Origin of the sequence: Cryobacterium mannosilyticum (assembly GCF_004402705.1) — a bacterium.
Lineage (GTDB): Bacteria > Actinomycetota > Actinomycetes > Actinomycetales > Microbacteriaceae > Cryobacterium > Cryobacterium mannosilyticum.
Window position 1 is genome coordinate 37,716 of the sequence record NZ_SOFM01000044.1, and the last position, 24,740, is coordinate 62,455.

The window sequence follows — 24,740 nt, forward strand, 5'->3', positions numbered from 1 at the left end:
CGGATGACCGACGAACGCCGCAGCATCGAACAGCGCGGCCTGTATTACGAGGAGTTCGACCCCGACGTGCGCTACCTGCACCGCCCGGGCCGCACGGTCACCGAAGCCGACAACGTGCTCTTCACCACCCTCACCATGAACACGCAGGCGCTGCACCTGGACGCGGCCTGGTCGGCAACCCAGCCGTTCGGGCAGCGGCTGGTCAACTCCATGTTCACCCTGTCGACCCTGGTCGGCAGCTCGGTCGCGCAGCTCACCCAGGGCACCATCGTCGGCAATCTGGGGTTCTCCGAGGTGACCTTCCCTCATCCGCTCTTCCACGGTGACACGCTCTACTCGGAGACCATCGTGACCGGCAAACGGTTGTCGGCCTCCCGGCCCGGGCAGGGTCTCGTCACGCTCAGCCACACCGGGCGCAACCAGACCGGCGACGTCGTCGCCACGGCCGTGCGCACGGTGCTGGTCTGGTGCGAGGAGGTGGCCCCGTGAGCTTCGACCTCGGGCCGGCGCTGCTGTTCTGCCCGGCCGACCGCCCGGACCGGTACCGCAAGGCGGCCGACCGGGCCGACGCGGTGATCATCGACCTCGAGGACGCCATCCTGCCGGCCAACCGGGCCAGGGCCCGGGGCGCGCTGATCGGGCATCCGCTCGACCCGGAGCGCACGATCGTGCGGGTCAACCCGGTCGGCACGCCCGACTTCGCCCTCGACCTCGCCGCGCTGGAGGAGACCGCGTACCGCACCGTGATGCTGCCCAAGACCGTGGACGCGTCCCAGTTGCGCCCGCTGGCCCGGTTCGAGGTGGTCGCCCTCTGCGAGACCGCGGCCGGGGTGCTCGCCGCCCCGTCGATCGCGGCCGAACCGAACGTCGTCGCGCTGATGTGGGGCGCGGACGACCTGGTGGCCTCCCTCGGCGGAAGCTCGAGCCGGTTCGCCGACGGCAGCTACCGGGCCATCGCCCGGCACGCGCGCTCGGCCGTGCTGCTGGCGGCCGGGGCGCACGGGAAGGCCGCCGTCGACGGCGTGTTCCTGGCCATCCCCGACCTGGCCGGCCTGGCCGCCGAGGTCGCCGACGCCGTGGCGAGCGGGTTCCGGGCCACCGCCTGCATCCACCCCAGCCAGGTCGCCGTGATCCGGGATGCGTTCCGGCCCACCGAGGAGGAGGTCGCCGCCGCCTGGGCGCTCCTGGAAGCCGCCGCGGGCGAGGACGGCGTCTTCGCCTACCAGGGCCGGATGATCGACTCGCCCCTGCTCCGGCACGCCGAGGCGGTGCTGCGGCGGGCGGCGCCGACCGGCTGAGCCTCCGCCCCGCCCCGGCCGCCCCACCTCGCCGAACTGTGAGGTGTGCAGGTTTTCGGCCGGGCAAAGTCAAGGGGTCGGGGCAACGCGGGGGTTTATGCCGCGTGAAGCAGCTGGTTCAGCCGGTTGGCTGGGGTCTCGAGGTCGAGGGTGGCGCGGTGAGGCGGCGCGGTGAGGCGAGCGGTCAGGCCGCGCTGGCGGCGAGGGTCTTCTCGATCGCGCGCACGATGTCGTCGGATTCGGGCTCGACGGTCGAGGCGAACCGGTCGACGATCTCCCCGGTCGGGCTGACCAGAAACTTCTCGAAGTTCCACTTGATCAGGCCGGGGAGCAGGCCGCTCTTGAACTTCGTGAGCTGGGCGTAGAGCGGATGCTGGTTCTTGCCGCGCACGTCCACCTTCTCGGTCAGCGGGAACGTGACGCCGAAGTTGAGCTGGCAGAAGGATTCGATCGACGCCTCGTCGCCGGGCTCCTGGCCCATGAACTGGTTGCACGGCAGGCCGAGCACGACCAGGCCGTCGTCCGCGTACTTCTCGTAGAGCGCCTCCAGGCCGGCGTACTGCGGGGTGAACCCGCACTTGGAGGCGACGTTCACGACGAGCACCGTCTTTCCCCTGAACTGCCCGAAGGTGGTCTCGGTGCCGTCGATGAGGGTGAGGGGGGTCTCGTAGAGTGCGCTGGCTGACATGAGGCGATGCTAACGGTGCACCCTTCGAGATCGCTGGGCGGACGGCCGGGGCAACGCGGCAGGACACGGCAACCGGGGCACCGGACTGCCGTCCGCGGCCCGGTGCGGTAGGCTGGGGAGTCGCCATCATCGCGCCTGCCCGGCATCGGCAGCCACCAGATCGCGACTCCGCCGCCCTCGAGCCGGCCCCGGGCACTGTTGCCCATCGGGCGGCCAGACCGGCCACGTCCCCCAGGACGAGGCGCGAATCCGAACTTTGCACCACCCGTTCACCAGGACCGCACACCGGCCCACCTACCGAGACCTGACTGCCTTGCGCGCGGTCTCACCCTGAGAAATGAGTTTCATTGACCAAGCACCAGCTTGACCTGTCCACGCCGCCGGCGCTGCCGAAGCGCGGCCTCCGGATCACCCCGCTCGGCGGCCTCGGTGAGATCGGCCGCAACATGACCGTCTTCGAGCACAAGGGCAAACTGCTCATCGTCGACTGCGGCGTGCTCTTCCCCGAAGAGACCCAGCCCGGCATCAACGTGATCCTGCCCGACTTCTCCGCCATCCGCGGGCGGCTGCAGGACATCGAGGCGATCGTGCTCACCCACGGCCACGAAGACCACATCGGCGGCGTCCCGTACCTCCTGCGCGAGCGCAAGGACATCCCCATCATCGGGTCCGAGCTCACCCTCGCCTTCCTCAGCGCCAAGATGGAAGAGCACCGCATCGTCCCGCGCCTGATCCAGGTCAAGGAAGGGCAGCGCCGCAAGGCCGGCCCGTTCGACCTCGAGTTCCTCGCCGTGAACCACTCGATCCCCGACGGGCTCGCCATCGCCATCCGCACCGAGGCCGGCCTGGTGCTCGCCACCGGCGACTTCAAGATGGACCAGTTCCCGCTCGACAACCGCCTCACCGACCTGCCCGGCTTCGCCAGGCTCGGCGAGGAGGGTGTCGACCTGTTCATGACCGACTCGACCAACGCCGAGGTTCCCGGCTTCACGATGACCGAGGAAGACATCCGTCCGGCCATCGATTCCGTCTTCCGCACCGCACCGCGCCGGATCATCGTCTCCAGCTTCGCGAGCCACGTGCACCGCATCCAGCAGGTCATCGACGCCGCCGCCCGCCACAACCGCAAGGTCGCCTTCGTCGGCCGCTCGATGGTGCGCAACATGGCCATCGCCGAGAAGCTCGGCTTCCTCAAGGTGCCCAAGGGCCTCATCGTCGACGTCAAGGCGTTCGACCGGATGAAGGACGACAAGGTCGTGCTCATCTGCACCGGCTCGCAGGGCGAGCCGATGGCGGCCCTGTCGCGCATGGCGAACCGGGAACACCAGATCAAGATCGGCGAGGGCGACACCGTGCTCCTGGCCAGCTCGCTGATCCCCGGCAACGAGAACTCGATCTACCGGGTCATCAACGGCCTCACCCGCTGGGGTGCCAACGTCGTGCACAAGGGCAACGCCCGGGTGCACGTCTCCGGCCACGCCAGCGCCGGCGAGCTCGTCTATTGCTACAACCTCGTCAAGCCGAAGAACGTCATGCCGATCCACGGCGAATGGCGCCACCTCAAGGCCAACGGTGAACTCGCCGTTCGCACCGGCATTCCGGAGGAGCAGGTCCTGATCATCGAGGACGGCGTCGTCGTGGACCTCGTCGACGGCCTGGCCCGGATCACCGGCCGCGTCGCCTGCGAACTCGTCTTCGTCGACGGCATGACCGGCAACGGCGGGGTCACCGTCGGCAGCGGCGCCACCGAGGAAGCCCTCGCCGACCGCCTGCAGCTCTCCAACGACGGTGCCGTGACCATCCTCGGCATCCTGGACACCCGCACCGGCGTGCTCACCGAACCGGTCGAATTCATCGCGCGCGGCTTCGTGCAGGACAGGGAATGGATCGCCGGCGCCACCAAGTCGATCGATGACGCCCTCCGCGCCGCCAACAAGATCAAGATCGTCGACGGGCCGCAGCTCGAGGACATCTTCACCCAGAGCGTGACCCGGTGGATGCAGCGCAAGTACCGCCGCATCCCGGTGATCACCTCGGTCGTCGTCGACGCGTGAGCGGGTGCCGCCGGGCCCCCAGCCCGGCGGCCTCCGTCTTCGCCGAACCCGGAAGTGATATCGCCCCATGACTCATGAACTGCCCAGCCGGAAGAAGGCGCGTCGTCGAACGCGCCGCCGGTCGATCGTACTGGTCTCCGCCGCCGTCATCGTGGCCCTGCTCGCGACGACCCTGGTCGCCTTCGTCATCAGCCTGCCCGACGACCTGGCCATCGGCCGGTTGTCGCAGAAGAGCAACGTCTACGCCACCCGGAGCGACGGCACGCCGCAGTTGCTGGCGTCGTTCTACGACCAGAACCGGGTCGAGGTCGCCTCGGATGCGATCAGCCAGTTCGTGAAGGATGCGGCGACCTCCGCCGAGGACCCCGGCTTCTACGACCACGGCGGCGTGGACATCTGGGGGACGGTCTCCGGTCTCGTGTCGACCCTGGTGACCGGGACGGCCCGCGGCGGGTCGTCGATCACCCAGCAGTATGTGAAGAACGTGCTCGTGCAGAAATGCGAGACCCTGGCCGACGAGGCGAAGCGGGCCAGCTGCTACGACACCGCGACGGAGACGAGCCCCGACCGCAAGCTCAAGGAGATGAGCCTCGCGATCGGGCTGGAGAAGAAGTCCTCCAAGGCCGACATCCTGCGCCAGTACCTGAACATCACCGGTTTCGGCGGGTCCGTCTACGGCATCGAATCTGCGGCGAACTACTACTTCAACACGACGGCCGCCGCGCTGACCCTGCCGCAGGCGGCCAGCCTCGTGGCGATCGTGAACAACCCGGTCAAGTTCCAGCTCGACAAGCCGGAGAGCGCCACCAACGGTGCGGCCACCGGCTACGCGGACAATAAGGAACGGAGGGACTACATCCTCGGCGAGATGCTGAAGCACAAGAAAATCAGCACGGCCGACCACGACGCCGCGATCGCCTCTCCGATCACCCCGACCATCACCGAACCCAGCACCGGCTGCCAGAGCGCCGCCGGCAGCGCCTACTTCTGCGACCTGGTGCTGCGCACGCTGCGCAACGACCCGGCCTTCGGCGCGGATCGCGCCACCCGGCTGGCCAACTTCCGGCTCGGCGGCTACAACGTCTACACCACCCTGGACCTCGACCTGCAGGCCGCCGCCGAGACGACCATGACCGAGAACGTCCCGAAGTCCTTCGAGGACTGGGATGTCGGCGGCGTCATCTCGAGCGTGGGCGTCGGCACCGGACGGGTGCTCGCGATGACCCAGAACAAGGATTACACCCAGGATCCGGCCGTGGCCGCCGCCAACCCCAACGCCACGGGCATCAACTTCAACACCGACTCCGACCAGGGTGGGTCGAAGGGGTTCCAGACCGGGTCGACCTACAAGGTCTTCACCCTGGCCGAATGGCTCAAGGAGGGCAACTCCCTCGCCGACTCGGTCAGCTCCCGGCAGCGCTCGGACTGGGGCGTCTTCCAGGACAGCTGCAACGGACCCCAGGAATACGGCACGAGTTTCGACCCCAACAACGACGCCTCCTACGAGAACGGGTCGTACTACTCCGCCCTCCAGTCGACGATCAGCTCGATCAACACCGGGTTCATCGGCATGGCGAAGAAACTCGACCTGTGCGGCATCCGCAAGACCGCCGAAGCCTTCGGCGTGCACCGGGCCGACGGGGATCCGCTCCAGCAGGGTGCCGCGTCGGTGCTCGGCACCAACGAGATCGCCCCCCTGGCCATGGCGGCCGCGTACGCCGGGATCGCCAACCAGGGGACCACCTGCAGCCCGATCCTGATCGACCGGATCGTCGGGCCGGACGGCGCGGAGATCCCCGCCCCCACGTCGACCTGCACGCAATCCGTCAGCCCGGACGTCGCGGCCGCGATGGCCTACGCGATGCACCGGGTGATGACCAGCGGCACGGGGACCACCTCGAACCGGGCGACCGACCCGGAGGTGCCGATGATCGGCAAGACCGGCACCACCGACGAGAACAAGGACACCTGGATGGCCGGGGCGAGCACCAAGGTCGCCACCGTCGTCGGCGTCGTGACCGTGTCCGGCGCCGGGCAGGACCAACGGGACACCTACTTCGACAACGGCCAGGCGGCCACCGCCCGGCACCGGATGTGGCCCGACATGATGAGCGTCGCCAACGAGAAATTCGGCGGCGACGAGTTCCCCGAGCCGCCGCGGAGCATGACCCGCTGACCTGCCCCGGCGGTTCGCCGCCGGGTCAGTGCGCGGCGGCCACCTCCGGGCTGCCGGTGGCAAGGTCCTCGAGCAGCAGTTCCGGGTGGTCGCGCACCGTGTTGCGCAGCCGCCAGACCGTGCTGAACAGGGCGAGCAGGGTGCCGTCCGAACGCATCAGCACCTCGACCTGCCGGTCGTGGCCCAGGATCAGCGCGCTCTCCCGGTCGGTGCGCCTGGCGATCTGGTAGGGCAGGGCCTCCGAACGGATGGCCGCGCCGAAGTCGTGGGTCATCCGCTCCTCGACCACCTCGAACTGCATCGGCCCGACCGCGCCGAGCACGGGGGACTGGTCGCCGCGCAGATCGGAGCGCATCACCTGGATGACCCCCTCGTGGTCGAGCTGGTCGATCCCGCGGCGGAACTGCTTGTGCTTGCTGCTGTCGGCCGAGCGCACCACCCGGAAGTGCTCCGGGGCGAACATCGGCAGCGGCGGGTACTCCACCGGGTCGCCCTCGAAGATCGAGTCGCCCACCCGGAGCGCTGAGGCGTTGACCAGGCCGACGATGTCGCCGGGCCAGGCCTCATCGGCAACCTCGCGTTCCCGGCCGAACAGGTGCTGCGCGTACTTCGTGGCGAACGGCCGGCCGCTGGCCGCGTGGGTGACGATCATGCCGCGGCGGAACTGCCCTGAGCAGACCCGGACGAAAGCGACGTGGTCCCGGTGGGAGGCGTTCATGCCGGACTGCACCTTGAAGACGAAGCCGGAGAACGCGCTGCCGACGGGGCGGTGGCCGCCGGAGGCGTCCTCGCGTGCCTCGGCGGCCGGGGCGAAGTCGACCAGGGTGTCGAGGATGTGCTGCACCCCGAAGTTGAGCACGGCGGCGGCGAAGAGCACGGGGGTGGTCTCATTGGCCAGGAACCTGGCCTCGTCGTGGTCCTGGTCCTCCTCGGTGAGCAGTTCCGACTCCTCGGTCGCGGTCTGCCAGGCGTCGCCCTCGTCGGCGGCGGCGACATCCGCGCTCACCCGTTCGAAGCCGGCGGCCTTCGCGCCGCCGGCGGTGCGGGTGAACCGCACGAACTCGTGGCTGGAACGCTCGATCACGCCGCGGAAGTCCCCGGCGATCCCGACCGGCCAGGTCAGCGGAGTGGGGATCAGGCCGGTGCGCCGGCGGATCTCATCCATCAGGTCGAGCGCCTCGGCGCCGGGGCGGTCCCACTTGTTGATGACGGTGATCACGGGGAGGTTGCGCTGCCGGCAGACCTCGAACAGCTTCATGGTCTGCACCTCGAGGCCCTTGCTCGCGTCCACGAGCATGACGGCGGCGTCGACGGCCGAGAGCACCCGGAAGGTGTCCTCGGAGAAGTCGGCGTGGCCGGGGGTGTCGACGAGGTTGATCACGGCGTCGCGGTACTCGAACTGGATCGCCGCGCTGGTCACCGAGATGCCGCGGGCCTGCTCCATCGCCATCCAGTCGGACACCGTGCCGCGGCGCCCCGCCTTGCCGTGGGTGGCCCCGGCGGTGGTGATGGCACGCGCGTGCAGCAGCAGCGCCTCGGTGAGCGTCGACTTCCCCGCGTCGGGGTGGGAGATCACGGCGAACGTGCGGCGTCGTCGAGCCTCAGAGAGTACCTCGGGCGTGGACAGGCCGATGGGCTGCGTCATGGATCCTTCTTTCACGGGCGATTCAGGCCGGCGGAGGCGACGCCTCTGCGGCGGCCAGGTCAGAATCGTTCCCCTCCAACTCTAACTTGACCCGCGAGAGGCTCGTTTCGGGCCCGGGACCCCACGGTTTGGTAACGGTTAGGGCGTGTCCTTTGTCTGAACGGGTGCGGGGGTTATTCTCGGCACTGAGCGGAGGGAGTGACGGATGCCCCGACCGGCCATGCACGGACACGGCACGCGGCCCGTGAGCGCGCCGTCCACCGGGCCGGCAGCGTTGCAGGGCCCGCCCGCCATCTCGCTCCCCATCCCCGTATCCGTCTCCGTGCAGTCCCTGCCGACGCCGCAGAGCCTCCGCCGCACCATCGCCGACACCGACCTCACGGTCCACCCGCTCGCCCTCGGCACGAGCGTGTTCGGCTGGACGGCAGACGGGGAGACCAGCGCCCGGGTGCTCGATGCGCACCGCGACCTCGGCGGCAACTTCCTCGACACCGCCGACAGCTACACCTCCGGGCGAAGCGAGGTGATCGTCGGCAACTGGCTGCGCTCCCGCGGCGCCCGCGACGGCACCGTGATCGCCACCAAGATCGGCAAGAACCGGGACAACCCCGGGCTGTCGCCGCGCAGCATCATCGGCGCCGTGCAGGCCTCGCTCGACCGGCTCGGCACCGACTACATCGACCTTCTGCACTTCCACTTCGACGATCCGACCGTTCCCCTGGAGGAGAGCCTCGGCGCCGTCGACGTGCTCATCCGCAGCGGCCAGGTGCGCTACCTCGCCGCGTCGAACTTCTCCGCCGAACGCCTGATGGAGGCCCGGGTGCTCGCCGCCAACGGCCTGCCCCGGTTCGTGGCGCTGCAGACCCAGTACAGCCTGCTCCACCGCGCGCCGTTCGAGTCCTCGCTGGCGCTGGTCACCCGGGCGCAGGGCATGTCGGTGCTGCCCTACTTCGCTCTCGCGCACGGCTTCCTGGCCGGCCGCTACCGGTCGAAGGCCGACCTGCAGAAGACGACCCGCGCCGCCCGCGCCGCCAAATACGTCACCCGCACCGGGCTGCGGATGCTCGCGGTCGTCGACCGCATCGCCGAGGAGCACGCCGTGGCCCCGGCGACCATCGCGATCGCCTGGCTCCTCGCCCGCGGCCAGGTCGTCGCCCCGGTGGCCAGCGCCAGCCACCCCGACCAGGTGGAGGCGCTCCTGGCCGCCGCCGGCATCCGCCTGACCCGCGGCGACATGGTGGACCTGGACCGGGCCTCGGCCTAGCGACGCCGCCGCGACGCCCAGGGGCGACGCCCGCCGTGGCGGAATCGGGTCGCCCGCGGGCGCGAGTCGGGCCTCGGCCGCGCAGGCCCGGTGACGTAGGGTGGGGGAGATATGAACGGTGCCGTTGAGTTTCCCCTGGACCTGGCCGAACTCTCCTTCCGAGCGGCCGGTGAGTCCCTCGTACGCCGCAGCGTGCTGCCGAGCGGTGTGCGCATCGTCAGCGAGCACGTGCCCGGCAGTCGCAGCCTGACCATCGGCTACTGGGTCGCCGTCGGCTCCCGCGACGAGGAGCCCGGCCATTTCGGGTCGACCCACTTCCTGGAGCACCTCCTGTTCAAGGGCACGGCGAAGCGCACCGCGCTGGACATCGCGATCGCCTTCGACTCCGTCGGCGGCGAGCACAACGCGATGACCGCCAAGGAGTACACCTGTTACTACGCCAAGGTGCAGGACCGTGACCTGCCGATGGCGGTCGAGGTGCTCACCGACATGCTCACCTCGTCGCTGCTGGACCCGGTCGAGTTCGAGAACGAACGCGGCGTCATCCTCGAAGAACTCGCCATGGCCGACGACGACCCGTCGGACGTCGCGAACGAGCGATTCTTCGAGGCCGTGATGGGGGAGCATCCGCTCGGCCGGCCGATCGGCGGCAGCCCCGACACGATCCGGGCCGCCACCCACGCCGCCGTGCACGAGCACTACCGGGCCAACTACCGCCCTCAGGACCTCGTCGTCACGGTGGCGGGGGCGGTCGACCACGACGTGCTCGTCGCGGCCGTGACCCGTGCCCTCGCCCTGGCCGGCTGGGACCTGAGCGAATACGCCGCGCCCGTCGGCCGACGCTCCGGCAGCCCGGCGGGCATCAGCCAGGGTGCCCGGCTCACGATCGTGCCGCGGCCGCTGGAACAGGCCAACCTACTGATGGGGTTCCCCGGCCTCCTCGCCACCGACGACCGGCGCGTCACGATGAGCGTGCTGAACTCCATCTTCGGCGGCGGCATGTCCTCCCGACTGTTCCAGGAGGTGCGGGAGAAGCGCGGACTGGCCTACTCGGTCTACTCCTTCGCCCCCGGCTACTCCGACGCCGGATTGTTCGGCATGTACGCCGGCTGCACGCCGGCGAAGGCCGGCCAGGTCGCCGAGCTGATGCTCAGCGAGCTGCACCGGCTCGCCGAGCACGGCGTCACCGCCGACGAGATGAAGCGGGCGTCGGGCCAGCTGTCGGGGGCATCCGCCCTCGCCCTCGAGGACTCCGACACCCGGATGTCCCGGCTGGGCCGCTCCGAGATCACCCTCGGTGAGTTCATCGACCTCGATGAGGCGCTCCGCCGCCTTGCCCTGGTCACCGCCGCGGACGTCCAGGCGCTGGCCGTCGACCTGGCGGCCGGCCCGCTATCGATCGCCGCCGTCGGCGCGCTGGAGCCTGACGCCTTCGCGGCCATCCTGCCGGACCCGCTCCGCTCCTGACTTCCCGCCAACCGACTCCGGCGCAGACGCCGGCATCCGACCCGGCCGCCCACCGCTCACCCGGGCGCAGCGAATCGAAAGAGAACAACTTGCCCCACTACATCTACCTCGTGCGCCACGGTGAACAGCAGGATGCCGAACACGGCCTGCCGGACGGCCCGCTGTCCGCGCGCGGCAAGCGCCAGGCCCAGCTGATCGCCGAGCGCCTCGGCGGGGTGCCGTTCACGGCCGCGTACCATTCCCCGCTGCAGCGGGCCGCGGAGACGGCGAAGATCATCGCCCAGCGCCTGCCCGCGCTCACGCCCGAACCCTCGGCGCTGCTCTTCGACTGCATTCCGTCCGGCAGGGCGCCGGAGACCCCGACGGCCTACGCCCCGTTCTTCGGTGCGGTCACCGAGGCGGAGATCGAGGCCGGGAGCGCCCAGATGGAGGACGCCGTCGCCGAGTTCCTCCAGCCGAGGCGCGGGGAACACCACGACCTGCTGATCACCCACAACTTCGTCATCGCCTGGTTCGTGCGCGAGGTGCTCGGCGCACCGGACTGGCGCTGGATCAGCATCAACCAGGCCAACTGCGGCCTCACGGTGCTGCACCAGAAGCCCGGCCGGCCGTGGACCATGGTCACCCACAACGACACCGGGCACCTCCCCGTGGAGCTGCGCACAGGCCTGCCCGACCCGCTCCTTTTCTAGCGGCGCGCTTCTCGCGGCGCGCTTCGAGCGAAGCGCGCCCGGACGGCCTCAGGCGAGCAGCTTGCGGTACCAGTTGGTGGCGTTCGGGTTGTCGTTGTAGGGTGCGCAGTCCTCGTACCCGGCGCTCGAGTAGAGCACCCCGGCCGCTGTCAGGCTCGCGTTCGTGTCGAGCACGAGCTCGTCGGCGCCGAAGTCCCGCGCCCGCCGTTCCAGCTCGGCGAGCAGGACGCGGCCCCAGCCCCGGCCACGCACCTGCGGCTGCAGCCAGAGGTGCTTGACCTCGTAGCGCACCCGGCCGGCCGGCGAATCAGCGATCCGGCGGATGCCGCCGCACCCCACGAACGCGCGTTCCCGTTTGCCGGGCTCCTCGCTGACCAGCAGGAACACCCCGTTCGGCTGCACGAACTCGCCCGGCGTCGGGAAGGTGGTGCGGTAGGCACCCTGATCGGCCGGGAAGCTCGACTCACGATCACTGAAGTACTGGGTGAGCAGCACGATCGAGCCGGCATCCGTCACCGACACGTCGCTGAAGGCCGGGGCTGGAGAATCGGACATGGGTCAAGGCTACTTCGCCCGGCCGCTGCGGCAATGGCCCGCCGCCCTTGGTAGATTGGACCCATGACAACACGGGTGGCCATCGTCGGCGTAACGGGAACGATGGGCCGCCTCGTCGCCGCACTGGTCGAGAAGACGGACGGCTACGACCTCGTCGCCGGGCTGAACTCCGCCAGCGACCTGGCCGAGATGCTCGGCGCCGACGTGGTGATCGACCTGACCGTGCCCCGGGCCAGCCAGGGCGTCGTCGACTTCGCCGTCGACCATGGGCTCCGTGTGCTCGTCGGCACCTCCGGCTGGTCGCAGGAGCGGATCGACGCCCTCGCCCGCCGCATCGCCGGGCGCGACGACACCGGCGTGGTCATCATCCCCAACTTCTCCATCGGCTCGGTCATCGGCACCGCGCTCTCGGCCATGGTGGCCCGGTTCTTCGACTCGATCGAGATCGTCGAGGCGCACCAGGCCGGCAAGGTCGACTCGCCGTCGGGCACCGCGGTGCGCACGGCCGAACTGATCGGGCGGGCCAGGGCCGGCCTCGGGCCGGTGTCCGCGCCGCACATCGACCAGCGAGCCCGCGGCCAGCAAGTCTCCAGCGTCCCGGTGCACAGCCTCCGGCTCGAGGGGCTGCTCGCCCGCCAGGACGTCATCTTCGGCGGCACGGGGGAGACCCTGACGATCAGCCACAACACCCTCTCCGCGGCTGCCTACGAGCGCGGCATCCTGCTGGCCCTCGCCGCGGCCGTGTCGGCGCGCGGCGTGACGGTCGGGCTCGACCAGGTCGTGGACCTCGGCCTCGGGGAGCCGGTCCGGCCGGATGTCCCGGCGGAACCGGGACCGGACGACTCCACACCCGACGGCGCCGTGCCCGACGGCTCTGTTCTCGACAGTTCAGGCGCCGGCGCATGAAGGGCCGCCTGGCCGTCGTCCCGATGGCCCTCCTCCTGGCGTTCTACCTGGTCCTCGTCGGCTGGCGCGCGGTGCTGTTCGTGCAGAGCGGCGACCCCGTCGGCATCCTGATCGGGGTGGCGCTGATCATCCTGCCGCTGATCGGGGTCTGGGCGCTCGTGCTCGAACTCCGGTTCGGCCGAGACTCCGAACGCCTCGTGCGGCAGCTGGAGCGCGAGGGCGGCCTCCCCGTCGAAGACCTGCCCACCCGTCCGAGTGGACGGCCGCTCCGGGACGCCGCCGACGCGCAGTTCCCTCGGTTCACGGCTGCAGTGGATGCCGCCCCCGGCGACTGGCGGGCCTGGTTCCGCCTCGGACTGGCCTACGACGCGTCGGGGGACCGTCGCCGGGCGCGCGGCGCCATCCGCACCGCCATTGCCCTCGAACGCTCCATGCACGCGGTCGCGCCGCCCCGGTAGCGGTAGTGTGACCTGCCTGGCCTGGTCAGGGCTGGGCGAGCATCCAGTCGACGGCCTCGGCCGCGGTGCGCTGGGAGAAGACGAAACCGTCGTTCTGCAGCAGGGTCGAATCGACCTGCTGGTCGGCCAGCAGCAGTGCACGCGCGGCGTCCTGCAGGGCGACGGTGAGCACCAGCTCGGGCACGGGGATCCGGAACGGGCGGTGCAGGGCCGTGGCCACGGCCTTGATCACGTCGTTCGAGCTGGCGGGGGTCGGGCCGACCAGGTTCACCGGGCCGGACAGTGCCGAACCGAGCAGGTGCACGATCGCGGCGGCCTCGTCGTGCAGGCTGATCCACGGCCAGTGCGCGGTGCCGCGGCCGAGCGGACCGGCCACGCCCAGGCGGACCAGCGGCAGCAGCGGCCGCAGCGCGCCGCCCCGGGCGATGACCAGCCCGGTGCGGAAGGTCACGACCCTGGTCTGCTCCGGCGCCCGAGCGGCCTCGGCCTCCCAGGCGGCGACGACGCCGGCCAGGAAATCGGTGCCCGGAGCGGACTGCTCGGTGAGCACCTCGCCGGGGCGGTCACCGTAGATGCCGACCGCGGAGGCGTTGAGCAGCACGGCCGGCGGGTGGGCGCTTCGCCGCATGGCGTCGGTGAGCGTGCGGGTGGCCTGCACCCGCGACTCGAGGATCTGCCGCCGGTACCCGGGGGTCCACGGCAGCCGGGCGAGAGACGCGCCGGACAGGTTGATCACCGCATCCACCTGCCCGAGCGCGGCCTCGTCCAGGGTCAGCGCGGCGGGATTCCAGCGGAATTCATTGGGCGTCCGCGGGTCGCGGCGCACCAGGCGCGCGACCGTATGGCCCGCCGCGCCGAGCTGGCGGCAGACCTCGGTGCCGATCAGGCCGGAGGCCCCGGAGACCAGAACTCGCATGAACGCCCGGCCCTGCTAGGCCAGCTCGGCTTCGATCGTGATCGGGATGCCGGCCAGCGCCTTGGAGATCGGGCAGTTGGTCTTCGCGTCCGCGGCGAAGGCCTCGAACTCCTCCTCGGTCAGGCCGGGCACGCTGGCGCTGACGAGGAGGTGGCTGCCGACGACGCCGACCCCGGCCTCGAAGGTGACCGCCGCGGTGGTCTGGATGCTCTCCGGCGTGTGACCGGCGGCGCTGAGGCCGTTGGCGAGGGCCATCGAGAAGCAGGCGGAGTGGGCCGCGCCGAGGAGTTCCTCCGGGTTGGTCGTGTTCGGGCTGCCGACGGACCTGGCCTGCCAGGTGACCGGGAATTCGGCGGCCTGCGATGAGTCGAGGGAGACGGTGCCCTGGCCGGACTTCAGATCGCCGGTCCAGACGGTGGTCGCTTCGCTGGTCAATGCCATGGTGTTACCTCCTGAGTGAACCTCCAGCCTAACCATGGGGGCCGGCGGCAGGGGGCCACCCCGTCTGGGAATCGGCAGGGAGGCCGCTATCCGGCGCTGGCCGGCCCCCGGCCGAGCAGCCCGGACCGTACCAGCAGCAGGTACAGCTGGCAGCCGAGGCAGTAGTCGAACACGGCGTTGAGGAAGGCCGCGACGAACGCGGCCGCCGCGGCGATGCCCACGGCCGGAGCCAGGCCGACCAGGCCGAGCACGACGCCGACGAGGGTGACCAGCAGGCCGACGCCCTGGGCGAACGTCGGCGGGGCGGGGTTCTCCAGTGCACCCGGCGGGGCCAGCCGGGGCCGCACGAAACGCTTGAACAGCAGACCCCAGGGGTGCCGGCCGGCGCCCGCGATCGCGCCCCAGGCGAACAGGGCGGCCAGCACGACGAGCAGCGAGAGCGCGGCGGCGGATGCCCCGGTCAGCGACAGGAACACCACCACGAGCAGCAGCACGGCGGTGATCCCGGCGCCGAACCGCGGGCCGCGCGGGTCGAGGTCGGGCCGGCGGGGGCGGGGCGCACCCGCTCCGGCCGCGGGCGTGCCGGGTTCAGCGGGCAAGAGTGGCATGGCGGCTCCCGGGGAGGTCGTCGAGGTGGGCGATGATTCCGGCCTTGTGCGGGGCGCCGCCGACCCGGGCCTGCACCCGCCCGGTCCGGTCGAGGATCAGCGTGGTCGGGGTCTGCAAGACCTGGAACCGGCGGGCCAGGTCGGCCCGGTGGGTGAGGTCCACCTCGACGTGCACGACGCCGGGCCGGGACCGGGCAACGCCGGCGAGCATCCGGTGGGTGCCGGGGCAGCGGGAGCAGTGTTCGGTGGAGAACTGCACCAGGGTGGCTTCCGCGCCGAACTGGGCGGTGCTGGCGACATCCGCCGGGGTCAGCGCGGGCGCCTCCGCCACCTCGGTGAAGCGGCCCTGCCGGGCGCGCCAGGCCAGCCCGAGGCCGGTCGCGGCGGCCACGAGCGCCAGCACACTGCCGAGGGCGAGAATCGGATCCATTCCGCAACGGTACGGGCGTCCCGGACCGGCCGGGGGAGTGTGACGACAGGTTACGGCGGAGGCCCGGCCGCGCCGGGCGCCGCGTGCGCTCTCGCACCGTGACCGATAGCCTGTAATTCGTGTCTACGTCCTATAACCCTTTCGGCCAGGTCCTCGTCGCCCTGGTCACTCCCTTCACTGCCGACGGCGAAGTCGACTGGGCGGGAGTGGAGAAACACATCGACGACGTGATCACCGCGGGCGCCGACGGCATCGTCGTCACCGGCACCACCGGGGAGACGTCCACCCTGACCGACCCGGAGAAGATCAGGCTGGTCGAGGTCGGCAAGGATGTCGCGGCCGGCCGGGCCAAGATCATCACCGGCGGCGGCTCCAACGAGACCGCGCACGCCATGCAGCTCGCCCGCCAGAGCGAGAAGGCCGGCGCCGACGGCAACATGATCGTCACCCCGTACTACAACAAGCCCACCCAGTCGGGCATCCTCACCCACTTCCGGATGATCGCCGACGCCACCGACCTGCCGGTGATCCTCTACGACATCCCCAGTCGCACCGGCGTCCCGATCAACTACGAGACCATCCTGCGCGCCGCGAAGCACCCGAACATCCTCGCCGTGAAGGACGCCAAGGGCGACCTGGCCCAGGTCAGCCGGGTGCTCAACCAGACCGACCTGCTCTACTTCTCCGGCGACGACCCGAATGTGCTGCCGCACCTGTCGATCGGGGCGACCGGCCTGATCGGCGTCACCGCGAACATCGCGGCCACGCCGTACCGCCAGATGGTGGACGCCGTCAACGCCGGCGACCTGAAGACGGCCACCGCCGCGCACCGCCAGCTCGAACCCCTCGTGCGGGCCTGCATGACCCACGTCCCCGGCACCGTCGCGGTCAAGTACATCCTGCACGGCCTCGGCCGGATCGGCAGCCCGCGGGTGCGCCTGCCCCTGGTCGGCCCGGAGGACTTCGAGGCCGCGCAGATCGAGGACGAGATCGACCTGGTCAAGAACATCCCCGGGGTCGACTTCTCCAACTTCCGCCCCGACCGCAACGCCGCCGCGGGCGGCGCGCTGCCGAAGATCGCCGGAACAACACGCTAATCACGCCACCGACCCCCTAGGAGGGCCCATGCCCATCGACGTCTACGACCCGGCCCCCCTCGAACCGGGCACGCTGCGGGTCATCCCGATCGGGGGTCTGGGCGAGATCGGCCGCAACATGACCTCGTTCGAGATCGACGGCAAGATCCTCATCGTCGACTGCGGGGTGCTGTTCCCCGAGGAGCACCAGCCCGGCGTCGACCTCATCCTGCCCGACTTCAGCCCGATCAGGGACCGCCTCGACGACATCCTCGGGGTCGTGCTCACCCACGGGCACGAGGACCACATCGGGGCCGTGCCATATCTGCTCAAGCTGCGGCAGGACATCCCGTTGATCGGGTCGGGGCTGACCCTCGCCTTCATCGAGGCGAAGCTTAAGGAACACCGGATCACCCCGTACACCCTGCAGGTGAAGGAGGGCCAGAAGGAACGCCTCGGCCCGTTCAACCTCGAGTTCGTCGCCGTCAACCACTCGATCCCCGACGCCCTGGCCGTGGCGATCAAGACCGTCGCCGGCACCGTGCTGCACACGGGCGACTTCAAGATGGACCAGCTGCCGCTCGACCACCGGCTGACCGACCTGCGCGAATTCGCCCGGCTCGGCACCGAGGGCGTCGACCTCTTCCTGGTCGACTCCACGAACGCGGATGTCCCGGGCTTCACCCCCTCCGAGCGCCTGATCGGCCCGGTGCTCGAGGACGTCATCGCCCGTGCCCCGCGCCGGGTGATCGTCGCCAGCTTCTCCAGCCATGTGCACCGGGTGCAGCAGGTGCTCGACGCCGCCTACGCGAACGACCGCAGGGTGGCCCTGCTCGGCCGGTCGATGGTGCGCAACATGACCATCGCCGCCGAGCTCGGCTACCTGCGGGTGCCGGAGGGGGTGCTGGTCGATTTCAAGAAGGCCGGCAGCATCCCCGACGACAAGATCGTCTACATGTCCACCGGGTCGCAGGGCGAGCCGATGGCCGTGCTCAGCCGGATGGTGAACATGGACCACCAGGTCGAGGTGGGCCTCGGCGACACGGTCATCCTCGCCTCCAGCCTGATCCCCGGCAACGAGAACGCGGTCTACCGGATCATCGACGGGCTGACCAAGCTCGGCGCCACCGTCGTGCACAAGGGCAACGCGAAGGTGCACGTCTCCGGGCACGCCGCCGCCGGCGAACTGACCTACTGCTACAACATCCTCAAGCCGAAGAACGTGCTGCCCGTGCACGGGGAGTACCGCCACCTCGTCGCCAACGCCAAGCTCGCAGTCGAGACCGGGGTGCCCGACGCGAACGTGATTCTCGCCGAGGACGGCACCGTGCTCGACCTGCGCGCCGGCGTCGTGCGGAAGGTCGGCCAGCTCGACCTGGGCTACGTCTACGTCGACGGGTCGAGCGTCGGCGAGATCACCGACGCCGACCTCAAGGACCGCCGCACCCTCGCCGAGGAGGGGTTCATCTCGATCATCATCGTGGTCGACGCCTCCACCGGCAAGGTCATCGTCGGCCCGGAGATCCACGCCAAGGGATTCGCCGAGGACGCCTCCGTCTTCGACGCCGTGCGGCCCAAGATCGAGGCTGCCCTGGCCGAGGCCGCGCAGAACGGGGTGCGCGACACGCACGCCCTGCAGCAGATCGTGCGCCGCACGGTCGGCCGCTGGGTGAACGTGGCCTTCCGTCGCCGCCCGATGATCGTCCCGCTGGTGATCGAGGCGTAGCCCGCTCCGGCGCTCAGACCGGAGAATTTCGCGCCACGCGGGTGTCCCGGGTGCCGGGCACGGCGTGTCGCGAAAAACTCCATCCCGAACGTGCGGGACGGTAAGCGGTCGCAATCGCGTGGGCGTGGGGTGACCCGGATGTCCGAGGGCGACGGTACCGTAGATTCCATGGCTACGAGCACTAAGTCGACCGGGCGCGCCCGCACCTCGCCTGCGCGCGGCACGGCCGCGCGAAAGCCCGCCCAGAAGACCCAGACCCAGAAGACCGTCAAATTCACGGCCGGCGACCCCGGCCCCGGACTGTTCGCCCGGATCTGGATGGCGCTCGCCCACGTCACCGGCGGCGCCGCGCGCGCCCTCGGCCCCGAACAGCTCTCCAAGGAGGAACGCCGAGACGGCCTGCCCTTCTTCCTCGTGCTCCTGGCCATCGCGGGCGCGGTGATCGAATGGTTCCTGATCAACAGTCCCGTCGCGCAGACCCTCGACGCCTGGACCTTCGGCGGCCTGTTCGGCCGGGTCGCATTCGCGCTGCCCGTGATCATGCTGCTGTTCGCGGTCTGGCTTTTCCGCAACCCCAGCTCGGTGCACGACAACGGCCGGATCGGCATCGGCCTGTCGCTGCTGCTCGTGTCGGTCTCGGGCCTCTGCCACATCTTCGGCGGCCAGCCGGCGCCCAGCGACGGCATGGAGGTGCTCGCCCTGTCCGGCGGTGTGATCGGCTGGATGATCGCCGCGCCGCTGATCTACCTGACCACCGCCATCGGCGCCACCATCGTCGTGATCCTGCTGCTGGCCCTCAGCCTCTTCATCATCACGAAGACCCCGCCGAACCGGATCGGCGCGCGCAGCCGTGAGCTCTACGCCTGGCTGTTCGGCGCCCAGCTCCCCGACCCAGAGGAACGCGCGGCCGCCCGTGAGGCGAAGCTGGAGAAGACCGTGCAGGTCGAACTCGACGGCGTCGACGAGGACACCAGCACCCTGCCCTGGTGGCGGCGCAACACGAGCAAGCGCGAGGAAGACCCCGATTTCAGCAGCCCGGTCAGCACGGATGCGCACCCCGCCGGCGAGGCGGAGCCGCCGGCATCCGACCCGCTGAGCACCCTGCTCGGCGGCGACGGCCGCGGCAGTTTCGCCACCGCCCTGGAGGGTGCCCAGCCGGCCCCGGGCGGCGACAAGGACCACGGCGACACTGACCACTACGGCACCGAGGTGCTCGAAGACCTCATCCGCGCCGAGGACGCCATCAAGCGCTTCACCGGCGAGATCGACGTGCAGCGCGGCTCGGCCACGGGCCTGTACGCCGACGACCCGACCGGGCTCACCGAGGTGCTCCCCGGTTTCGACGAGCTCGACGCGGCTGCTCTGGCCCCGCGCCCCGAAGCCGCAGCCCCGGAGCCGGCAGCCCCCTACCAGCTGCCGTCGAACACGACGCTGACCAAGGGCCCGCCGGCGAAGGCCCGCTCGGCCGCGAACGACGAGATCGTGAAGTCGATCACCGAGGTGCTCCGCCAGTTCCAGGTCGACGCGAAGGTCACCGGGTTCTCCCGCGGCCCCACCGTCACCCAGTACGAGATCGAGCTCGGCCCGGGCGTCAAGGTGGAACGGGTCACCGCGCTGAGCAAGAACCTCTCCTACGCGGTCGCCTCGAACGAGGTGCGCATCCTCTCGCCCATCCCGGGCAAGAGTGCCATCGGCATCGAGATCCCCAACACCGACCGCGAGATCGTCACCCTCGGTGACGTGCTCCGCTCCGGCACCGCGACCAACAGCACCCACCCGATGACCATCGGCGTCGGCAAAGACGTCGGCGGCGGATTCGTCATCGCCAACCTTGCCAAGATGCCCCACCTGCTCGTGGCCGGTTCCACCGGCTCCGGCAAGTCGAGCTTTGTGAACTCGATGATCACCAGCCTGCTGATGCGCGCCAAGCCCAGCGACGTGCGGATGGTGCTGATCGACCCGAAGCGGGTCGAACTCGCCGCCTACGCCGGGGTGCCGCACCTGATCACGCCGATCATCACCAGCCCGAAGAAGGCCGCCGAGGCCCTGCAGTGGGTCGTCAAAGAGATGGACATGCGCTACGACGACCTGGCCAGCTTCGGCTTCCGCCACATCGACGACTTCAACAAGGCCGTCGTGAACAACGAGATCGTGCTGCCCGCCGGCAGCGCCCGCACCCTCAAGCCCTACCCCTACCTCCTCGTCGTCGTCGATGAGCTCGCCGACCTGATGATGGTCGCCCCGCGCGACGTCGAGGACTCGATCGTGCGCATCACCCAGCTCGCTCGCGCCTCCGGCATCCACCTCGTCCTGGCCACCCAGCGGCCCAGCGTCGACGTCGTCACCGGCCTGATCAAGGCGAACGTGCCGTCCCGGCTCGCCTTCGCCGTGACCAGCGTCACCGACTCCCGGGTCATCCTCGACCAGCCGGGCGCCGACAAGCTGATCGGCCAGGGTGACGCCCTGTTCCTGCCGATGGGGGCGTCCAAGGCCATCCGGGTGCAGGGCGCCTGGGTCAACGAGGCCGAGATCGAACGGGTCGTCAAGCACGTCACCCAGCAGGCCCGCCCCGACTACCGGCCGGATGTCTCGATGGTCGCCCCGCGCAAGGAGATCGACTCCGACATCGGCGACGACCTCGAGGTGTTGCTCGCCGCTGCCGAACTCGTCGTCTCCACCCAGTTCGGCTCCACGTCAATGCTGCAGCGGAAGCTGCGGGTCGGCTTCGCCAAGGCCGGCCGGCTGATGGACCTGCTCGAGTCCCGGGAGATCGTCGGCCCGTCCGAGGGCTCGAAGGCCCGGGACGTGCTCGTCACGGTCGAACAGCTGCCGAGCGTGCTCGCACTGCTCCGCGGGTCGGACGAGCAGCACCACGCGGCCAGCGCGAACGCGCAGGCCGCCGCGGCACACCAGGCCGACAGTGCCCCTGACTCCCGGTACGCCGGCGACCCGGTCGCGAAGATGTCCGAGGGGTACCCTGAAGAAGAGGCTGCCCCCGATGAGGATGCCTGGCAACTGACCGACAGGGAATGACCGATGGCCACACCACTCACGCCCGTCGCGCGCCCCGGCAACTGGAACCTGCCCAACCTGATCACGGTGGTGCGCATCCTGCTGGCACCCGTGTTCATCTGGCTGCTCCTGGCCGACGCGGGCCAGGACGGCGCCCTCCGCTGGGCCGCCGCAGTGCTCTTCATCCTCGCCATAGCGACCGACGGGATCGACGGCGCGATCGCCCGCCGCAACAACCAGGTCACCGACCTCGGCAAGCTCCTCGACCCGATCGCGGACAAGGTGCTTACCGGCGGGGCGCTCGTGTCCCTGTCCATCCTCGGCGAATTGTGGTGGTGGGTGACCATCGTCATCCTCGTGCGCGAAATCGGCATCACCGTCTTCCGGTTCGTGATGCTGAAGGACCGGGTCATCCCCGCCTCACGGGGCGGCAAGCTCAAGACCGTGCTGCAGTCCGTGGCGATCTCGCTGGCCCTCGTGCCGCTCTGGCTGCTGCTGGGTGACTGGGTGCACTGGGTGAACGGCGCGGTCATGGCCGCGGCGCTGGTCGCGACCGTGATCACCGGGGTCGACTACCTCCTCGCCGCCCGCCGCGACAACCGCGACGCTCCGGCCGCGAACTGACGCCGATGACCGCTGTGCCCGACCTGACGGCCGATCTGATCGGTGCGCTGACCGCGGCCGGCCTGACCATCGCCGTCGCCGAGTCGCTCACCGGTGGCCTTCTCACGGCCGAACTCATCCGGATCCCCGGGGCGTCCCTCTGCGTCAACGGGGGAGTCGTGGCCTACCAGACCGAGCTCAAGCACACCCTGCTCGGCGTGGACCCGGCGCTCCTGGCCGAACACGGGCCGGTGCATCCGGAGGTCGCCATTCAGATGGCCCGCGGTGTGCGCACCAGGCTCTCGACGGCCGGCCGCGCCGCCGACCTGGGCATCGCGACCACCGGCGCCGCCGGCCCGGACCCGCAGGGCGGGCACCCTGTCGGCACGGTCTTCCTCGGGCTGTCCCGCGGCGGCGAGGGGTGGGCGATTCCGCTCCGCCTGGCCGGTGACCGGGCGGCGATCCGGGCGCAGACCGTGGCCAGGGCGGTCGAAGCTGTGCACACCCTGATAGCCGGTTCCCGCCCGGAATAGTTCCTGCGACACGGCGGTTACACCGAGCAGATTCACAAGAAAAGCCCAGTAGTCGTCGGTAGTCTCGGGGTGTCGGATGAATGTAGTACTGTAGGCCATCCGCCACACCAGACACCAGATGACCGTAGTTCACAAGTGGTACTGAAAAGGTACGAGAAGGAGGTTCCGATGATTCTTGTAAGACAGGAAATCGGCGATGTGCTCAGGGACTTCCGCCTGCAGAAAGGGCGCACTCTGCGTCAGGTTGCGAGCAAGGCCAGCGTGGCCCTCGGCTACCTGAGCGAGGTCGAACGCGGTCAGAAGGAAGCGTCCTCCGAAATTCTGGCCTCCGTCGCAGACGCGTTGGAGACCCCGATCTCGGTCATCATGCGCGAGGTCGGCGACCGTCTCGCGGTCATCGAGGGAATCGACCGTTTCCCCGACACCGTTCCGGACGAACTGGTCGCCAACTTCGACACCGGTCTGATGGTTCGCTGACGCTTGCGGCAGCGATTCCTGTGTTCCCCGCATGCGCCTGAGTGAGTTCCGGCAGGCCCTGAACGACGAGTTCGGCGAGGGTTACGGTCGCGTGCTCACCCGGGACCTCATCCTCACCGCCTTCGGGCGCACCGCCGACCAGGCACTGGCCGGCGGTGCGCCGGCACGCGATGTGTGGCTTGCGCTCTGCGCCGAAACGGACGTCCCGAAGAGCCGCTGGTACGGCGCGGGGCTTCCCGCCGCGCGGAAATAGCACCCGCTCCGTCGACACTCGCTCCGTCGACACCCGCTTCGTCCGGCGCGGCGCCGGTGAGTTTCGACGACACGCCCGATTCGAGAGCCAAAAGCTCGAATACGTGTTCGCATCTTGCTAGGCTCCTCAACAGCAGACGTCGACGACGGATTGTGCACGCGCACCGCGGTTTCCGTCCGATGTCGGAGGTGCGGCGTACAGTCGGTTTTCGTCAGAGACAGACAGCGAATGCCTTGTCGAGAGCGGCACCCGGGGTCTTCCCGGTCGCCGCGGTCGACAGCCTATAGGCGCCGAAACGCACGACCGAAGGAGTCCACCATGGCATCAGCAGCAGACCGCGAGAAGGCACTCGACACCGCGCTCGCCCAGATTGACCGCCAGTTCGGCAAGGGCTCGGTCATGCGTCTGGGCAGCGACGAGCGCGCCCCCGTCGAGACCATCTCCACCGGATCCATCGCCCTGGACGTCGCGCTCGGGATCGGTGGGCTCCCGCGCGGCCGCATCGTCGAGATCTACGGCCCGGAGTCCTCCGGCAAGACCACGCTGACCCTGCACGCGATCGCCAACGCGCAGAAGGGCGGCGGAATCGCCGCCTTCATCGACGCGGAACACGCCCTCGACCCTGAATACGCGAGGAAGCTCGGCGTCGACATCGACGCCCTCCTGGTCTCCCAGCCCGACACGGGTGAGCAGGCGCTCGAGATCGCCGACATGCTCGTGCGAAGCGGCTCGATCGACCTGATCGTCATCGACTCCGTCGCCGCGCTCGTGCCCCGCGCCGAGATCGAAGGAGAGATGGGTGACTCGCACGTCGGACTCCAGGCCCGACTGATGTCCCAGGCGCTGCGCAAGCTCACCGGTGGCCTCAGCCAGACCAACACCACCATGATCTTCATCAACCAGCTGCGCGAGAAGATCGGCGTGTTCTTCGGCAGCCCCGAGACCACCGCCGGGGGAAAGGCGCTCAAGTTCTACGCCTCGGTCCGACTGGACATCCGCCGGATCGAAACCCTCAAGGACGGCACCGAAGCCGTCGGTAACCGCACCAGGGTCAAGGTCGTCAAGAACAAGATGGCGCCGCCGTTCAAGCAGGCCGAGTTCGACATCATCTACGGCATCGGCATCTCCCGGGAGGGCAGCCTGATCGACTTCGGCGTCGACCAGGGCATCGTCAAGAAGTCCGGAGCCTGGTACACCTACGACGGCGACCAGCTCGGCCAGGGCAAGGAGAATTCCCGGAACTTCCTGCTCAAGAACCCAGACATGGCCAACGAGATCGAGAAGAAGATCCTCTTCAAGCTTGGCGTCGGCCCCGAAGGTGCCGCAGCCAAGAAGGCCCAACTCGCAGCCGACGCCGCTGCAGCCGCAGTCACGGCCGCCGCCGCAGCCGCGGCCAAGGAGGCCGGCCTGGACGCCAAGTCCGTCCCGGCGAAGCTCGCAGCGCGCAAGGGCGCGTAGCCGC

24 protein-coding genes are annotated in these 24,740 nt (G+C 69.9%); 17 read left to right on the forward strand and 7 right to left on the reverse strand.

Annotated features, from left to right (window positions below):
• Positions 1 to 3: 3 nt before the first annotated feature.
• Both E3O32_RS14205 and E3O32_RS14210 read left to right on the forward strand, forming a co-directional pair.
• On the forward strand, positions 4 to 489 hold the full coding sequence (locus E3O32_RS14205; RefSeq protein ID WP_134510476.1) for a MaoC family dehydratase: 486 nt from the start codon (positions 4 to 6) through the stop codon (positions 487 to 489).
• Positions 486 to 1,298 (forward strand): HpcH/HpaI aldolase/citrate lyase family protein, encoded by an 813-nt coding sequence (locus E3O32_RS14210; RefSeq protein WP_134510477.1) that lies wholly within the window; start codon positions 486 to 488, stop codon positions 1,296 to 1,298. Before E3O32_RS14205 ends, E3O32_RS14210 begins: the two co-directional genes overlap by 4 nt.
• 184 nt (positions 1,299 to 1,482) lie before the next feature.
• On the opposite strand, the gene E3O32_RS14215 is transcribed toward E3O32_RS14210, so the two are convergent.
• Positions 1,483 to 1,986 carry a glutathione peroxidase gene (locus E3O32_RS14215; RefSeq protein ID WP_134510478.1) on the reverse strand — a complete coding sequence of 168 codons (504 nt, stop codon included), beginning with the start codon at positions 1,984 to 1,986 and terminating at the stop codon, positions 1,483 to 1,485.
• A gap of 347 nt (positions 1,987 to 2,333) precedes the next feature.
• On the opposite strand from E3O32_RS14215, the gene E3O32_RS14220 reads away from it, so the two are divergent.
• The gene (locus tag E3O32_RS14220; RefSeq protein WP_198413036.1) at positions 2,334 to 4,040 is read left to right on the forward strand and encodes a ribonuclease J; all 1,707 of its coding nucleotides are present in this window, start codon (positions 2,334 to 2,336) and stop codon (positions 4,038 to 4,040) included.
• A gap of 67 nt (positions 4,041 to 4,107) precedes the next feature.
• Entirely contained in the window at positions 4,108 to 6,216 is a 2,109-nt protein-coding gene (locus E3O32_RS14225; protein WP_134510479.1) for a transglycosylase domain-containing protein, read from the forward strand.
• A 25-nt stretch (positions 6,217 to 6,241) separates the two neighbouring features.
• Here E3O32_RS14225 and E3O32_RS14230 read toward each other — a convergent pair whose 3' ends face one another.
• A complete protein-coding gene (locus E3O32_RS14230; RefSeq protein ID WP_134510480.1) occupies positions 6,242 to 7,861 on the reverse strand; it encodes a peptide chain release factor 3 in 1,620 nt (539 codons plus the stop codon).
• Between the two features lie 205 nt (positions 7,862 to 8,066).
• Here E3O32_RS14230 and E3O32_RS14235 point away from each other — a divergent pair, with 205 nt between their 5' ends.
• From E3O32_RS14235 to E3O32_RS14245, 3 genes are all read left to right on the forward strand, one after another.
• Positions 8,067 to 9,125 carry an aldo/keto reductase gene (locus E3O32_RS14235; protein ID WP_134510481.1) on the forward strand — a complete coding sequence of 353 codons (1,059 nt, stop codon included), beginning with the start codon at positions 8,067 to 8,069 and terminating at the stop codon, positions 9,123 to 9,125.
• Between the two features lie 111 nt (positions 9,126 to 9,236).
• Positions 9,237 to 10,592 carry a M16 family metallopeptidase gene (locus E3O32_RS14240; protein WP_134510482.1) on the forward strand — a complete coding sequence of 452 codons (1,356 nt, stop codon included), beginning with the start codon at positions 9,237 to 9,239 and terminating at the stop codon, positions 10,590 to 10,592.
• 89 nt (positions 10,593 to 10,681) lie between these two features.
• Positions 10,682 to 11,284, forward strand: coding sequence for a histidine phosphatase family protein (locus tag E3O32_RS14245; RefSeq protein ID WP_134510483.1), 603 nt, complete (start codon positions 10,682 to 10,684; stop codon positions 11,282 to 11,284).
• A gap of 48 nt (positions 11,285 to 11,332) precedes the next feature.
• Here E3O32_RS14245 and E3O32_RS14250 read toward each other — a convergent pair whose 3' ends face one another.
• Entirely contained in the window at positions 11,333 to 11,839 is a 507-nt protein-coding gene (locus E3O32_RS14250; protein ID WP_134510484.1) for a GNAT family N-acetyltransferase, read from the reverse strand.
• 63 nt (positions 11,840 to 11,902) lie between these two features.
• On the opposite strand from E3O32_RS14250, the gene dapB reads away from it, so the two are divergent.
• Positions 11,903 to 12,745, forward strand: coding sequence for a 4-hydroxy-tetrahydrodipicolinate reductase (gene dapB / locus E3O32_RS14255; RefSeq protein ID WP_134510485.1), 843 nt, complete (start codon positions 11,903 to 11,905; stop codon positions 12,743 to 12,745).
• Positions 12,742 to 13,203, forward strand: a complete 462-nt coding sequence (locus E3O32_RS14260; protein ID WP_134510486.1) for a hypothetical protein — start codon at positions 12,742 to 12,744, stop codon at positions 13,201 to 13,203. Before dapB ends, E3O32_RS14260 begins: the two co-directional genes overlap by 4 nt.
• A gap of 25 nt (positions 13,204 to 13,228) precedes the next feature.
• Here the strand turns inward: E3O32_RS14260 and E3O32_RS14265 are convergent, their stop codons facing one another.
• The 4 genes from E3O32_RS14265 to E3O32_RS14280 form a co-directional block, all read right to left on the reverse strand.
• Positions 13,229 to 14,119: a TIGR01777 family oxidoreductase gene (locus E3O32_RS14265; protein WP_134510487.1), complete on the reverse strand. Its 891-nt coding sequence runs from the start codon at positions 14,117 to 14,119 to the stop codon at positions 13,229 to 13,231.
• A gap of 15 nt (positions 14,120 to 14,134) precedes the next feature.
• Complete coding sequence (locus E3O32_RS14270; protein WP_134510488.1) at positions 14,135 to 14,560, reverse strand: OsmC family peroxiredoxin; 426 nt, start codon at positions 14,558 to 14,560, stop codon at positions 14,135 to 14,137.
• 86 nt (positions 14,561 to 14,646) lie between these two features.
• Positions 14,647 to 15,168, reverse strand: coding sequence for a DUF4395 family protein (locus tag E3O32_RS14275; protein WP_134510489.1), 522 nt, complete (start codon positions 15,166 to 15,168; stop codon positions 14,647 to 14,649).
• Entirely contained in the window at positions 15,149 to 15,598 is a 450-nt protein-coding gene (locus E3O32_RS14280; RefSeq protein ID WP_134510490.1) for a TlpA family protein disulfide reductase, read from the reverse strand. The genes E3O32_RS14275 and E3O32_RS14280 overlap by 20 nt, the downstream gene beginning before the upstream one ends.
• A gap of 119 nt (positions 15,599 to 15,717) precedes the next feature.
• Here E3O32_RS14280 and dapA point away from each other — a divergent pair, with 119 nt between their 5' ends.
• The 8 genes from dapA to recA all read left to right on the forward strand — a co-directional run bounded on the left by dapA (position 15,718) and on the right by recA (position 24,736).
• Positions 15,718 to 16,695 carry a 4-hydroxy-tetrahydrodipicolinate synthase gene (dapA, locus tag E3O32_RS14285; RefSeq protein WP_134510491.1) on the forward strand — a complete coding sequence of 326 codons (978 nt, stop codon included), beginning with the start codon at positions 15,718 to 15,720 and terminating at the stop codon, positions 16,693 to 16,695.
• Between the two features lie 28 nt (positions 16,696 to 16,723).
• Entirely contained in the window at positions 16,724 to 18,400 is a 1,677-nt protein-coding gene (locus E3O32_RS14290) for a ribonuclease J (RefSeq protein WP_134510492.1), read from the forward strand.
• A gap of 168 nt (positions 18,401 to 18,568) precedes the next feature.
• Positions 18,569 to 21,433: an FtsK/SpoIIIE family DNA translocase gene (locus E3O32_RS14295; RefSeq protein ID WP_134510493.1), complete on the forward strand. Its 2,865-nt coding sequence runs from the start codon at positions 18,569 to 18,571 to the stop codon at positions 21,431 to 21,433.
• 3 nt (positions 21,434 to 21,436) lie between these two features.
• Positions 21,437 to 22,036 carry a CDP-diacylglycerol--glycerol-3-phosphate 3-phosphatidyltransferase gene (gene pgsA, locus E3O32_RS14300; RefSeq protein WP_134510494.1) on the forward strand — a complete coding sequence of 200 codons (600 nt, stop codon included), beginning with the start codon at positions 21,437 to 21,439 and terminating at the stop codon, positions 22,034 to 22,036.
• Positions 22,037 to 22,041: 5 nt separating this feature from the next.
• A complete protein-coding gene (locus E3O32_RS14305) occupies positions 22,042 to 22,548 on the forward strand; it encodes a CinA family protein (protein WP_134510495.1) in 507 nt (168 codons plus the stop codon).
• Between the two features lie 168 nt (positions 22,549 to 22,716).
• Entirely contained in the window at positions 22,717 to 23,025 is a 309-nt protein-coding gene (locus E3O32_RS14310) for a helix-turn-helix domain-containing protein (protein ID WP_134510496.1), read from the forward strand.
• Positions 23,026 to 23,056: 31 nt separating this feature from the next.
• Positions 23,057 to 23,278 (forward strand): DUF3046 domain-containing protein, encoded by a 222-nt coding sequence (locus tag E3O32_RS14315; RefSeq protein WP_134510497.1) that lies wholly within the window; start codon positions 23,057 to 23,059, stop codon positions 23,276 to 23,278.
• A gap of 318 nt (positions 23,279 to 23,596) precedes the next feature.
• Complete coding sequence (gene recA, locus E3O32_RS14320) at positions 23,597 to 24,736, forward strand: recombinase RecA (RefSeq protein ID WP_134510498.1); 1,140 nt, start codon at positions 23,597 to 23,599, stop codon at positions 24,734 to 24,736.
• Positions 24,737 to 24,740: the final 4 nt, after the last annotated feature.